Annotated in this window: 10 protein-coding genes and 1 pseudogene; 1 reads left to right on the top strand and 10 read right to left on the bottom strand. The window is 38.9% G+C overall.

Annotation, left to right across the window (positions count from 1 at the left end):
• Positions 1-340: 340 nt before the first annotated feature.
• Positions 341-1,423 carry an N-acetylmuramoyl-L-alanine amidase family protein gene (locus HT687_RS05730; RefSeq protein WP_000868697.1) on the bottom strand — a complete coding sequence of 361 codons (1,083 nt, stop codon included), beginning with the start codon at positions 1,421-1,423 and terminating at the stop codon, positions 341-343.
• Between the two features lie 12 nt (positions 1,424-1,435).
• Positions 1,436-2,674: a caspase family protein gene (locus HT687_RS05725; protein ID WP_000722388.1), complete on the bottom strand. Its 1,239-nt coding sequence runs from the start codon at positions 2,672-2,674 to the stop codon at positions 1,436-1,438.
• A 92-nt stretch (positions 2,675-2,766) separates the two neighbouring features.
• Between HT687_RS05725 and HT687_RS05720 the strand changes: the two genes are divergently transcribed.
• Complete coding sequence (locus HT687_RS05720; protein ID WP_000427006.1) at positions 2,767-3,621, top strand: Rgg/GadR/MutR family transcriptional regulator; 855 nt, start codon at positions 2,767-2,769, stop codon at positions 3,619-3,621.
• Between the two features lie 124 nt (positions 3,622-3,745).
• Here HT687_RS05720 and HT687_RS11845 read toward each other — a convergent pair.
• The 8 genes and pseudogenes from HT687_RS11845 to HT687_RS05685 form a co-directional block, all read right to left on the bottom strand.
• Positions 3,746-3,957 (bottom strand): annotated as a pseudogene (locus HT687_RS11845) (IS3 family transposase); the annotation flags it as partial.
• A gap of 88 nt (positions 3,958-4,045) precedes the next feature.
• Positions 4,046-4,393, bottom strand: a complete 348-nt coding sequence (locus HT687_RS05715) for a type II toxin-antitoxin system RelE/ParE family toxin (RefSeq protein ID WP_000395510.1) — start codon at positions 4,391-4,393, stop codon at positions 4,046-4,048.
• Positions 4,383-4,670 carry a type II toxin-antitoxin system RelB/DinJ family antitoxin gene (locus HT687_RS05710; RefSeq protein ID WP_001101480.1) on the bottom strand — a complete coding sequence of 96 codons (288 nt, stop codon included), beginning with the start codon at positions 4,668-4,670 and terminating at the stop codon, positions 4,383-4,385. Before HT687_RS05710 ends, HT687_RS05715 begins: the two co-directional genes overlap by 11 nt.
• 163 nt (positions 4,671-4,833) lie before the next feature.
• Positions 4,834-5,445, bottom strand: a complete 612-nt coding sequence (gene rpsD, locus HT687_RS05705) for a 30S ribosomal protein S4 (RefSeq protein WP_000092760.1) — start codon at positions 5,443-5,445, stop codon at positions 4,834-4,836.
• Positions 5,446-5,639: 194 nt separating this feature from the next.
• On the bottom strand, positions 5,640-6,692 hold the full coding sequence (locus HT687_RS05700) for a HAMP domain-containing sensor histidine kinase (protein ID WP_000769775.1): 1,053 nt from the start codon (positions 6,690-6,692) through the stop codon (positions 5,640-5,642).
• The gene (locus HT687_RS05695; protein WP_000520643.1) at positions 6,689-7,387 is read right to left on the bottom strand and encodes a response regulator transcription factor; all 699 of its coding nucleotides are present in this window, start codon (positions 7,385-7,387) and stop codon (positions 6,689-6,691) included. The genes HT687_RS05700 and HT687_RS05695 overlap by 4 nt, the downstream gene beginning before the upstream one ends.
• Positions 7,388-7,553: 166 nt before the next feature.
• Positions 7,554-9,797 (bottom strand): PavB family fibronectin-binding SSURE repeat adhesin, encoded by a 2,244-nt coding sequence (locus HT687_RS05690; protein ID WP_172924106.1) that lies wholly within the window; start codon positions 9,795-9,797, stop codon positions 7,554-7,556.
• 115 nt (positions 9,798-9,912) lie between these two features.
• The gene (locus HT687_RS05685; RefSeq protein ID WP_000771879.1) at positions 9,913-10,929 is read right to left on the bottom strand and encodes a glycosyltransferase family 2 protein; all 1,017 of its coding nucleotides are present in this window, start codon (positions 10,927-10,929) and stop codon (positions 9,913-9,915) included.
• Positions 10,930-11,049 lie beyond the last annotated feature (120 nt).

Genomic DNA, 11,049 nt, shown 5'->3' with positions numbered 1-11,049 from the left:
AATGTTTGGAACGCTTTTTAAAAACTAAATGACTATAAAACTTTTTTCCCAGATTTTTGTTTACTACTAAAGTTCACAATGGGTCTAATTTTTAAAATACTCTTGTTTAATTTTTGTAAGCAGATTGTTAGTAAAAGAGAATAACCCTGCTAAATTTCTGATCTACTTTATTCTATAGTAAAATGAAATAAAAATAGGACAAATCAATCAGGACAATCAAATCAATTTCTAGTAATGTTTTAGAAGTCCAGATGTACTATTCTAGTTTCAATCTACTATATATTATTCACTGACTAAAAAAGAAAACCTACCTTCTCAGTAGATTTTCTCTGTTTAAAATTTATTTCCAAGCGCCACTGGCATCTACATAGTAACCATCAGGTGTATAGGTGTTGTGAAGCATCTTACCAGTTGAAGCAAGGTAGTACCAAGATCCACTATCTTTTACCCATCCTGTTACCATAGAACCTGAGTTGTTTAGATAATACCAAGATCCACTATCTTTGATCCAACCTGTCGCCATAGAACCTGAGTCCTTTAGGTAATACCAAGAGTTATTATCATATAGCCAATTGCTAGCAATCATAGCTCCTGATGATTTAAAGGCATACCAGTTGCCACCCTGATAGAGCCAAGTTTGATTGAACATGACTCCTTTATCATTCATAAAGTACCAAGTTCCCTTGTCCTTAACCCAAGCATTTTTAACTAATTGACCTTGTTTTTGATAGTACCACTTTTCACTGTAATTCTTTTTTAGCCAGCTTTCTGCTTTTAGAATCGGATAAAGTATTTTGAAGGCTCCTCCCCCTCTGTAGGAATGACTGATAACTCCTGGTTTTTGAAGTTTCAATTCTACATAGTCGTCTTCCCAAGCAAACACTTTTTGACCATTGAGAGTCTCTGGTAAGGTAGCAGTGTAGGTCTTAGTTTGATAGTCCCATTTTGCATCAAGGTAGGTGTGTTGATCATTTGATTCGTCAATACGGAAGTAACCACTCTTTCCGCCATCATTATATACATCATCTACTACTTTAGTGGACCAGGTCTTTACTTCATTTCCGCTCTTGGCTTCTACCTTGATATCTCCTCTATAGCCATAAGGTACATAGAAATTCAGGTAACGCCCCTCTGTACCGACCATAGATTTGTCCTTTTCTTGACCTAGGAAATTGATAGTCTGATCTTGACCATTGAGACTAACCGTCCACTCGATTTTCTCAGTTTTTGGCAAATCCAAGACTTTGATATCCACTTCATGGCCATTGTTAAATCGAAGAATTTTGCCATCTTGATACTTAACCCCACCCTTAATAACCCATTCTTCTTCCAACTCAAAGGCTTGACCTGAATGAGGGAAAGCTAATAAAGCTAGACCTGCTAGAGATAAACCAAATAGTGTGATTTTTTTTGATACTTTCATTTTCTTAACTCCTTATTTTTGGAATAAAACAAATTGACTGTTTTTAGGATAAACTGATACATGTTGCTCTTCGTGAATTTGTGATGCAGCTTCAAGGACTAGAGGATAAGAGTATTGATACAGTTCCTCTAAAGTAATTTTTCCGTTAGTATTGGTGTCTGCCATAGGCGAAATCATTCTATTTTGAAGTGAATCCCAACCTGTACCCATTGCCCAGTATCTGGTGGCAAGACTACCTACTCCGACTACACTATACGATTCTTCGCCTTTCCAAGAGGCACATAGTACGAGGAATTTAGAATCAAGCATTTCACCATTCTTGCTTGCTACATCTCCTGTTGAAAATCCTGCCAAAAATGCTTGTTCATCAAATTTTTCTTCAGACTTGGAGGCAACCTTTTTGTCTGACTTACCTACATCTATAATTGTTCCTGAATAGCAACAATCCAGCATAACCACAAACTTACCTTTATATTGTTTCAGTATAGATGCCAATTCCCAGCCTGAAAATGTCTGACCATCGCTACCAAGATAGATTCTTCCGTCTCTTCCTCCATGACAAGTAAGGTAAAGATAGTTCACATCGCTTTCGATAGAAGATTTGAAAAGCTCTTGCGTTTTTGCAATAATCTCGGACTTAGTTTTATCTGGGAAACGAACAACTTTACTAAAGTTTTGGTTACCAAAAACCTTTTCCATAGCATTAACGTCTTCGATAGGTACTGCTCTCGTTGATGTTTCACCAAGAACTAAAGCACGGCGATTAATCGTTTGTCTTGCTCCACTACTAGCAAAGAAATAAGTATCATCTCCAATATTGTGCCAACCTGTCTGCATAGCACCGCTGGCAGCCAAATAATATTGTTTTCCTTCGATAGTCTGTAGGCCAGTTTGCATGACACCGCTAGTATTTAAATAGTACCAACTACCAGAAATCAAACACCATCCTGTTTTCATAGCACCACTAGTATCTAGATAATACCAATTTCCATATTCATTAAACCAACCTGTTTTCATCCAACCTTCACTATCAAAATAGTACCAGATTTCATTGATCTTTTCCCACCCGTTTTTAGTGTAAGAACCGTCAGAGTGTTTATACCACCAACGGCTATTCGATTGAATCCAACTGCCATTAGAGTGACTATAAGACTTGGGAGAGATAGATTCTTGAGCAGAAACTGGACTATTTACTGGTAGTGTTGCCACTAGGCTCAGTAAAGCAACTGATGACAATAAAATTTTTTTCATAATCATATTGTCCTTTCTGTTTTATTTTTGTATAATCATATCACAAATAAAAAAACAGGTTTTATTTTTTGCAGAAATGGAAGAGGAATACTATGGAAAATTTTGGAGCAGTTTTAAAGGATATCCGTATTTCAAAAAATTTTCGTCTTAAAGATTTGGCTTGTGATAAGATTAGTGAGTCAACTATTTCTCGTTTCGAAAATGGGATTACAAAATTATCTATTGATCATTTTTACATATTGTTAAATCGCCTGGGGATATCATTTTCGGAATTTGAAGAATTAGTTCATTGCTATTATTCCAAAAAAGAATGCTTTTTTGAAGAATTAGAACATGCTGTAAACTCTTCAGATATCATTTTGTTACAAGAACTAATAAAGAAAATAGAGCTAAAACAAAAGCAGGAAAGAAGTTTATGCAATTTTCACATAAAATTGATTGCTGAACAACAGATTAATCGCCTTGTAAATCTTCCTTATAATACATCTAAATGCAATGAGATAATAAAGTATTTGCTTTCGGTAGATACTTGGATGGAGTATGAACTGAAAATTTTTTATAATTCGGTGTTTTTTATGAACACTAAAACCATAAGCTTATTATATAGAGCGGTAATCAAGAAAACACGACATTTTTTAAAAACAAATATGGGAACACATAGAGTAATTCCTTTATATTTATTTAATTTAGAATTATTATTAAAAAATAATTTGTTAAATAACGCTCAATTTTTTATAGATGATTTAGAAAATTTACTGACCAGACAAGGATATTATTTTGAAAAGAATTATTTACTCTTCCTAAAAGGTATTTATCTTATAAAAACTAATCAAATAGAGTTAGGTAAAAAAGAATGTTCTAAAGCTATGAGAATATTTAAGGAATATAATGATAGTGATACAATAAATGAATTAAACCAGAAATTTAAGCTAGATCTAACAATTTAATTGTTAAATGATATTGTTTAGAGATATAATTCCTAAAAAATTAGACAAATAATTTATCTATAAGATTTGGTTCTGTATTACACTGAGCTAAGTCTTTCTTAGTTTTAATACATTTGTTATTATATAGGCTTTTATTGATTATTTCTTGTTTTAATTCAGGGGAATAGTAACGATTCTTCCCATTTTTAACACTCTCTATTCCATAACGATCAATTCATCTTGTCACATACCTTAGCCCGAAACATCTACACAAAATCTTTTTGAAAGCTGATTAAAGATTTGTACTTGCTTTCTAAGTTCATAGATCTGAACCTTAACCTCATTTGTCAATCCCATAATAAAAATAAGGACATTCCAATTGAACTGCACCCCAAAAGTTAGACAGAAAAAATCTAACTTTTGGGGTGCAGTTCATATATAGGCGCTATTTTTTCTTGAACAAGCGGATGTAGTCCTGTTTGCTATGAATAATATCTGATACAAAGACAGCTTTTCTGTCCTCTAAAATATGATAGAATGCTAGGTAATCTCCTAAAATGATGCATCGAGTTTTGTGGGGTGGGTATATAATCCCTCCTACTCTTTCGTCAGCATCAAATCCTGCTTCTGGGAAGACTTCAAGACGCTCCAAACCATAAAGAACATTCTTAACTGTGTTTGCTCCTGCCTGTTCTGAAAAGTAGTTAGCTGAGATATAATCTTTAATACCTCTTAGCTGTTCTTGTACCGTTTCGGAGATAATGATGCTATATGCCTTCTCGTTAAATTCCAAGGTTAGCCCTCACTTCATCAAGACTGTAAGTTCTTCCATGTTCTAAATCCTCAAAGCTACGAGCAATTTCAGCACGCAACCTTGATAGAAGTTCTTCTCTTTCTTTATCTACTTGAGTTTCAAATGGCAAGGCTTTATTTTCTACAATGTGTTCTAAAAACAAGTTAAAACTGGCTGTCATATCAAGATTTTGCGCTGTGATAATAGCTTTAGCTTTCTCTAACAAGTCTCTGTTAGTCTTAAAATTTACCTGTGTGTTTTTTTCTAAAACATTCATGGTAGCACCTCCTTTAGACTATTATATCACTTTGGACTATATCGGTCTAGTTATGTCTCAACGATTATAGCTGGATACTAAGAGAAATCAAAAAAGCACTCTAGGATAGAGGCCTAAAGTGCTTAGTTTCAAGGCTTTACAGCCTATCATATTTAATAAAATATTACAACATCTTGTTGTAGAATTCAACGACAAGTGCTTCGTTGATTTCTGGGTTGATTTCGTCGCGTTCTGGCAAGCGAGTCAATGAACCTTCCAATTTTTCAGCGTCGAATGATACGAATGCTGGACGTCCAAGAGTAGCTTCTACTGCTTCAAGGATTGCTGGAACTTTCAATGATTTTTCACGAACTGAGATCACTTGACCTGGAGTTACGCGGTATGATGGGATATCAACGCGTTTCCCGTCAACAAGGATGTGACCGTGGTTTACGAACTGACGAGCTTGACGACGAGTAGTCGCAAGACCAAGACGGTAAACAACGTTATCCAAACGACGTTCCAAAAGAAGCATAAAGTTGAAACCTAGGATCCCGCCTTTGATTTTTGTAGCTTGTACGAACAAGTTACGGAATTGTTTTTCACCTACACCGTAAGTGAAACGAAGTTTTTGTTTTTCAGCCAATTGCAAACCGTATTCTGACAATTTAGAACGGTTGTTTGGTCCGTGTTGTCCTGGTACGTAGTTACGACGTGCCAATTCTTTACCTGTACCTGTAAGTGAAAGGCCAAGGCGACGAGATTGTTTCCAAGATGGTCCTGTATAACGTGACATGTGAATGTCCTCCTGATATAAATAATATTTCGGTGGAAATAGTCACTTAGAAAGCCCTGATTCGTGCAGATGCCCTTCGCCTAAACAGCCAAGGTTACTTATCATAAGACACCTGTTGACGAGCTTCATGCTTTCCTGCTGATATTTCACACAAAATCTATTTTACCATGAATAGCTGGATTTGTAAAGGGGTTTTAGGCTTTATTTTCACTACCAGAGAGATTGAGAAGGAGGGTAAAGGTACTTCCTAGACCGTACTGGCTGCTGACTGTGATTTCCCCACCCAATTGATGAGCCAATTCACGCGCAATCGCAAGACCAAGACCATGCCCACCTGTTTTCATGTTACGCGAAGTTTCGACACGATAAAGGCGTTTGAAAATATTCTCCAAATCCTCTGGGGCAATGCCCTGCCCCTCATCGGTCACACTGATTGAAAGCTGGTTCTTCTCCAGCTTAGCCACCACTTCCAGCTTGGTTCCTGGAGCAGAGTATTTAAAAGCGTTATTGAGCAGATTCACCAAGATACGAGAAAGCTTAGCATAATCTCCTTCAGTCCGGGCAGACTCTGGGATTACCTGCAAGTGGACATCTCTTCTCTCCTGCTCAATCAAAAACTGAAATTCACTCATGCACTCAATCAAGAGCTGATCCAGAAAAATGCTGTCTTTGCTGGTCGTTTCCACCTGATTTCTAGCTGTGTTTAGGGTCAAAAAATTCAACTCCTCAACCAGTTTATTGAGTCTTTCCGTCTGGCGTCCAATGGTTGCTAGATAATGGTCCTGTTCTCCTTCCTTGATAACCCCATCCAAAATCCCTTCTACCGTCGCTTGGATTGAAGTGATAGGAGTCTTGATATCATGCGACAACTGGGCAATCATCAAGCCCTTTTCTCGTTCGCTTTCTTCCAAGGAATCAAAGCTTGCCTGCAAATCATGGGACATTTCATTAAAAGCTTGGCCTAATTGTTGAAATTCTAAAGGGCCTTGAACCTCCAAATTTGAAGGAAAATCCTTGTCCGCTACCCGCCTGGCATGCTCCTTGAGTTTGCCCAACGACGTAAAGACCGGCGATAGGAGAAAGAGACTAATCCCAGCACCGACAAGGCTGGCAACGATGGTCATCCCAAGCAAAAAGTAAATCTCGCCTTTCGCAATCAGCATTTTTTGAACAGCCCAAAAAACAACCAAAATGGTTAAGAGGGTTGAAATAATATATCCAACCAAAATATAACTTTTTAGTTTCATGTTTGTCCTCTCGGTTTCTCTATCTTATATCCCAACCCCCAAACTGTCTTAATAGTGGGCGTTTGGTCACTACTATATTTTGCCAACTCCTGTCGAAGAGCATGGATATGCACATTCAAGGTATTGGTGTCATCCACATAGTCTTCTTGCCAGACTTTTTCATAGAGGTCTGTCTTGGAGAAAACTCTCTCTGGATTGCTAGCTAAAATCCACAGCAATTCAAATGATTTAACAGTTAAATCCAGCATTTCTTCTCCTATTTGAACTTCATGACTACTATGATTCATTTTTAGATTGCCAAGGGAAATCAGCTCTGTTTCGCCCCCACGATGAAGGCGGCGCAAAATATTATGGACACGCAAAACCAGCTCACGTGGGCTAAAAGGCTTAGCAATAAAATCATCTGCTCCCAAGCTCAGGCCGTAAATCTTGTCCTGTTCACTGGTCTTAGCAGTAATAAATAGGAAAGGTTGCTCTGGTGATAAGTATTGAACCTCACTGATTAAATCATAACCATCCATCCGAGGCATCATGACATCTGTGATAATCAAATCAATCGGTTTTTTCTTGAACAGCTCTAGCGCTTCCAGTCCATCATGGGCTACCAAGACCTGATAACCTGCCTGAATTAAGTATCTCTGATGAATATCGGTGATTTCTACCTCGTCGTCAACGAGTAAAATTGTCTTTCCCATCTGTCTCTCCTTTGATAAAAACAGTGCTATACTGCTTTAAGTATAACACTATTTTTATTGTTTTACGATGATTTTAATCTGCTATTGAAAGAAAGTCCTGATTGCTGATTGAGTTGGTAAACTAGCCTTAGTCAGCCCACTATCCATCATTTATTTCCTTAGCTGATTAGTTTTCTTCTTTTTTGTTTTTCAAACCTAGACCACCGAGTAAACCTACAAGCGCAAGCCCAAGGAAACCAATACTTGCCATTGATGTTTGAGCTTCACCAGTATTTGGTAGCATAGCTTTATCATCTGACATCATCTTGTCTGACATCATCGTATCAGACATCTTGTTAGCAGAAGCAGCCATATTTTCACCTGCCATCGTATTGGTAGAGCTTGTCATGGTGTCAGCAGGCATGCTATCTGTAGTACTTGGAGCTGGAGTCTCAGTCTTCATACCTGATTTTTCCATTTGGTCATTTGCTGGCATTGCTTTATCAGTCTCTTTGGCTGGTGCCATCATGTCCTTATGGTCAGCAGCTGTTTGATGAGTCGCACCTGTAGCAGGATTGTGATTCATCGGAGTCACGCCAGAACCAGAGTTAGAAGATGAGAATGAAGCATTTGCTGTGTCTGATGTTTCTTTAACATTTATCTTAATAGTAACTTTTTTAGCTGCTACGACATTTGTCAAATCTACTTTACCATCTTTGTTGCCATAGACATTGACTGTAGCGCTGTAGGTTTTAGTGCCGTTTGCTCGAAACTGGTCAATGAGTTCTTGTTTTTCTTTGCCAGCCACGTTTCCGTCCAAGGCTACTTGATAGAAGTATTGCCCTTTGGTCTTCACGTTTTCGCCTAGTGGAGATAGGGCTGGGTTTTTAGCGTCGCCATTATCTGACCATGGAGCCTTGTCAGATGCCTTAAGCAAGAGACGAGTCAACATGCCATCACCTGCGAATAGTTCGTATGGAATCACATGGTTGACACCTGCTGTGAATGGACCGTCACCCTTGGCTTGTTCTAGGTAGGCTGCTGGAACATCGATACTGTCTTTAACGTTGTCTGCAACGGCTTTTTGAACTGTTTCTTTAGAAATTAAACCTTTTATGTTAATAGTAACTTGTTTAGTTGCTACGACATTTGTCAAATCTGCTTTACCATCTTTGTTGCCATAGACATTGACTGTAGCGCTGTAGGTTTTAGTGCCGTTTGCTCGAAACTGGTCAATGAGTTCTTGTTTTTCTTTGCCAGCCACGTTTCCGTCCAAGGCTACTTGATAGAAGTATTGCCCTTTGGTCTTCACGTTTTCGCCTAGTGGAGATAGGGCTGGGTTTTTAGCGTCGCCGTTATCTGACCATGGAGCCTTGTCAGATGCCTTAAGCAAGAGACGAGTCAACATGCCATCACCTGCGAAGAGTTCGTATGGAATCACATGGTTAACACCAGCTGTGAATGGACCGTCACCCTTGGCTTTTTCTAGGTAGGCTGCTGGAACATCGATACTGTCTTTGATGTTGTTTTTAACTGCAGATTTGACATCGCTTCTTGTTACAAGACCGTTCAAGGTAATATTGACTTTACGTTCCTTGACAACCTTATTCAAATTTGGTTTATCACCGGCTGCTTCATAGACAGTCAGGGTAGCTTCATAGGTATTTGTACCATTAGTACGAAGTGTATCTAATAAATCCTGATCTTGCTTACCTGTAGTGTTACCATTCAAAGATACTTGATAGTAATACTTGCCATCAGGTAAATTTTTCACTGGTGGAATTTTTTCATTTTTATCCTTACCATTATCTGACCATGGAGCCTTGTCAGATGCTTTGAGCAAGAGACGAGTCAACATACCATCTCCTGCGAAAAGTTCATATTTAAGCGGTTTGTTTACACCAGCCAAGAAAGGACCGGAAGCTTTGGCTTGTTCTAGATAGCCCGCTGGGACATCGATACTGTCTTTAACATCCTCATCGACAGCTTTTTTAATATCTTCTGGACTTGCTTGTTTCCCATCCACATCAGCTGTATCTACAGCTTCTTTTAAGACATCTGCTAGCTCTGAATTTTCTTGAGCTTCTTCACCTTTTTCAAAAAGTGTATCCAGACGAGAAGGGCTTGTCTCCTCGCTCACTTCAGTTACTTCTGTAGGTGTAGAAAGTGAGTTCGTATTTCCAGCAACGACCTCAGGTTTCGCTTGAGCAAGAACAGTATCTCCCTGAGTTTCTGCTAAGTCACCCTCTTTCGTTCCCGATGTCTCTTCAGGTACAACTTGAGCAGGGGTCGGATTGACCCCATCGGCACGTACAGAACTTGGCTGACCAACTAGGACAAAGAAGCCACTAGCCACAACAACTGAGGCAACACCGACACTGAGACGGCGAATAGACCAACGAGTATATCTTTGATTTGGATTGAATTTCATAGGGTTCTCCTTAGAGTTTTTCTTTATTTGATGACTCTAGTATAATATCCTAAAATTAAAAAGGACTAAGAAAAAGTTAAAATTTTTCTTAAATCCCTCTTATAAAATACTTATATCAATTAAATCCATAAACAGATTTGGTGATTTGATAGACGACATTGGACAGTTTGCGAGCTGGCAAGACTGAATGTTTGGTCAAACGGCTAAGCATGGTCTTACGGATAGCCTGAAAAACCTCTGGATTTTCCTGCTGAATATAGGTCCACAGCTCCCGTTTTTTTGCCAAATGCTCTGCTGTACCTGCTCGATTGAGCAGGGCACTGGAAATCACCGTCGTAATCTCGATATGATTCAGCAGATATTCTCGCATTTTGGGGTGGCTCACTTGGGATAAATCAAGCTGGTCTACCAAGAGTCGATTGACTTTAAGTTGCTGGTCAATGCGCTTAATCATCACTTGCTCATTGACAGACTGGTCCTCACGCCCAATCAAATAACGATAGAAATCGACAGGCAGATAGTACATGGTCTTGACCTGCTGAAGAGGGGTAAAGACAAAGAGATTATCGACATAAAAAGTATGCTCAGGCAGTTGGAACTGGCTAGCACGCAACAAATCTGTCCGATAAATCAGCGAGTGCATCATGATATACTGGCCTTTGGAGAAATTTCCGACCTGGTCCCAGCCAAAAATCTGCCGAACAGGCAAGACTGACTCGTAGCTCATACTCTTCTTACGAGACTGACCTTCCTTTTCGTAAACAAAATTAGTCACAAAGGCGTCAACCTCTTGACCCTTACTCTCAAGTTCCTGCAAGGTTTCAAGAGTTTTCAAGTAGGCACGAGGATCCACCCAGTCATCACTGTCAACTACTTTAAAATAGCGCCCAGAAGCCTCTACCAAGCCACGATTGACCGCACCGCCATGGCCCTTATTTTCCTGATAAATGGCTCTAACGATGTTAGGATACTTGTCGGCTAAACGCTCAGCGATTTCCTGAGTCTGGTCCTGAGACCCATCATTGATAATCAAAATCTCAACTTGCTCACCACCAATCACTAGCGACTCCACACAGTAATGAAGATAGGCTGCAGCATTATAGCTAGGAATGGCGATAGACAATAACTTCATAATCTACTCCTTTAGGGGACTGATTTTTCTTACTCAATGAAAATCAAAGAGCAAACTAGGAAACTAGCCGCAGGTTGCTCAAAACACTGTTTTGAGGTTGCAGATAAGACTGACGAAGTC

It is taken from the genome of Streptococcus sp. 1449 (genome assembly GCF_013276805.1).
Lineage (GTDB): Bacteria > Bacillota > Bacilli > Lactobacillales > Streptococcaceae > Streptococcus > Streptococcus pseudopneumoniae.
Note: the sequence above shows the minus strand (reverse complement) of the source record. Positions and strands in the feature narration are given on the sequence as shown.

Excerpts from the sequence above, each read along its gene's own strand:
- rpsD (WP_000092760.1), bottom strand. The coding sequence starts at position 5,445 with ATGTCACGTTATACAGGACCATCTTGGAAACAATCTCGTCGCCTTGGC.
- HT687_RS05700 (WP_000769775.1), bottom strand. The coding sequence starts at position 6,692 with ATGAAACTAAAAAGTTATATTTTGGTTGGATATATTATTTCAACCCTC.
- HT687_RS05685 (WP_000771879.1), bottom strand. The coding sequence starts at position 10,929 with ATGAAGTTATTGTCTATCGCCATTCCTAGCTATAATGCTGCAGCCTAT.
- HT687_RS05710 (WP_001101480.1), bottom strand. The coding sequence starts at position 4,670 with ATGAATGTTTTAGAAAAAAACACACAGGTAAATTTTAAGACTAACAGA.
- HT687_RS05695 (WP_000520643.1), bottom strand. The coding sequence starts at position 7,387 with ATGGGAAAGACAATTTTACTCGTTGACGACGAGGTAGAAATCACCGAT.
- HT687_RS05720 (WP_000427006.1), top strand. The coding sequence starts at position 2,767 with ATGGAAAATTTTGGAGCAGTTTTAAAGGATATCCGTATTTCAAAAAAT.
- HT687_RS05725 (WP_000722388.1), bottom strand. The coding sequence starts at position 2,674 with ATGAAAAAAATTTTATTGTCATCAGTTGCTTTACTGAGCCTAGTGGCA.
- HT687_RS05690 (WP_172924106.1), bottom strand. The coding sequence starts at position 9,797 with ATGAAATTCAATCCAAATCAAAGATATACTCGTTGGTCTATTCGCCGT.
- HT687_RS05730 (WP_000868697.1), bottom strand. The coding sequence starts at position 1,423 with ATGAAAGTATCAAAAAAAATCACACTATTTGGTTTATCTCTAGCAGGT.